This is a genomic window from Paraburkholderia fynbosensis, assembly GCF_902859935.1.
Taxonomy (GTDB): Bacteria; Pseudomonadota; Gammaproteobacteria; order Burkholderiales; family Burkholderiaceae; genus Paraburkholderia; species Paraburkholderia fynbosensis.
Genome location: NZ_CADIKI010000065.1, coordinates 1 through 1,932, shown reverse-complemented (window position 1 = coordinate 1,932; position 1,932 = coordinate 1). Strand labels below are relative to the sequence as shown.

General features: G+C 53.1%; 1 protein-coding gene. It reads left to right on the top strand.

Annotated elements, in window-relative coordinates:
• Nucleotides 1-1,519: 1,519 nt before the first annotated feature.
• The coding region (locus HV770_RS37990; protein ID WP_175166522.1) for an IS4/Tn5 family transposase DNA-binding protein at nt 1,520-1,932 on the top strand (413 nt) is incomplete at its 3' end.

Genomic DNA, 1,932 nt, shown 5'->3' with positions numbered 1-1,932 from the left:
AATTCCACTGTCGAGAAAATTCTCGATAAAGAAACCCCAAAATCTATTTATGGCGCTTCGAGTAAGTAGATACGCGCGCCGATCCGGCCGCGGGCTAATTAGTAGTGCTTAAAAACGAGCAATTATTTTTGCTTCGTCTACATACCGCAGTGCTGTAAATCACATTGAAATAATCGTGTGGTAAAGCGAATATTCTTTTTGACAGGCATACATCCCGGACTAATGGAGCACTCGTTTGTGCGCCATTATTTTATTTTCACCCACAAAAAGAAGATGATCGGATGACCGCTGAAATTCGCGCGTCGCAGGCACAGCAAACGTTTCACCACATGCCCGAGCAACCCGTTTGATTCGGTAACTTCCGCACGGATTCGTTGCTGCTGCTGTCTTCCGGCTCCGCTCCGCATGCGCCAGTAGGATGGCTTCCACCCAGAGGCCTTAGACGCTCCACAGGTGGAGGTCTTTTTTTCACCGAGAATCGTGCTGTCGAGAAATCCCACAATAAAAGCCCAAATGTCAATTCTGTGGCGCTGTTAATAATTAAAGCCGCAGACGCGGTGACGAATCGGCAAGGACTCCTCAGCAGCGTGTTTCGGCCCATCCTGCACGGCATTGATACGTGCACTGCCCATCCAGCATCATGCGACGCCAAGGTCTATGAATCTGCCCGGTCAGGCTTGCTGCTCCACGAACCAGACGATGTTTCAACGCCGCTTGCGGAGACCGCCGCAAACGTTTCACCGAAGAAACGTACACGTCAGCGGCACGATGCTTCTCGTTTTGCACCACAAATTGAAGAGGTGTAAGCACATTGCGTTGATATGCTCGATCGAATCTTCTCTCTCAGACAGATGGGGAACCATGGCAACACTCAGATAAAGGACGATCGACGTGCATTCATCGTATGCGACCAGTTTTCGTGTTGCTGTCAGGAGATCAAGAAAATAGGGGGGATCCCATGCTGAATTTCCGGTAAGGGAATCCTTATGGGGGTAGTCGCACGCTTCGTAGTATTGTCGGCTTGTTGAAGGGCGCGCAGGCGAAAGCGCTTAACATAAGGATCACTAATTTATGCGGCAGTGCGATCCAGCCATGTAGCTGCGGTCGCCGACTACGACGCCGATCATTTCAAGGGTTACCACAGCTGAAAAGCCAGCGACGACGAAACCGGGAAAGCCGGCTCGCGGGCACGCCCAAAACGATATCGGTATAGAATCAAGACAACCCGGCAATGAGTATTTCCGCTAACAAGCCTCTCGGGCTATCTTGCAACTCTCTCTTTCATAGACTCTCGATGTCCCACAATAGACGCCGGCTTTCGGGCCGCGCTTCTTTTGGTCGGCGTAACCTGAGTAAGGCGATGCTGCACCCAATGACGAGACAGGCGGTCTCCGATATCTCGCTCGTCAATCATCCTGCTCTTGCGGTCTGCCGCAGCATGCGATTGAAGGGCGATGGCTTGTAAACGGTGACGACCGATCTTAACTTTGATCCGGTTCGTGATCTGTAATGCTGGGCATTGTCGGACACCTCTGACCTTGATGATTGGGCAAATGAAGAGTTTGGCGCCGCCGAGCTCGGCGACGCTCGCCTGACCAGACGGCTCGTGACGCTGGCACGCAAGCTTTCGCTGGGCCCACATTGCTCTTTTCCGCAGTCGTTCAATGGTTCGGAGCTGAACGCCGGCTCCGATCCGCACGTGCGTGGTTTCCTGATACACAGTCTGCTTGCGCTCACGCCAGAGGGGCTGCCACTCGGGCTGATCGGGATGAAGATCTGGATACGTAGGCACGAGGAGTTGGGCAAGAAACATCTGCGCGCGCAACGAACTGTACAACAGAAAGAGAGCGCAAAATGGCTAGAAGGCATCGAGCAACTGGGCGTACTCAAGACGCACTGTCCGTGCACGCATGTCATCGGCGTGAGCGACCG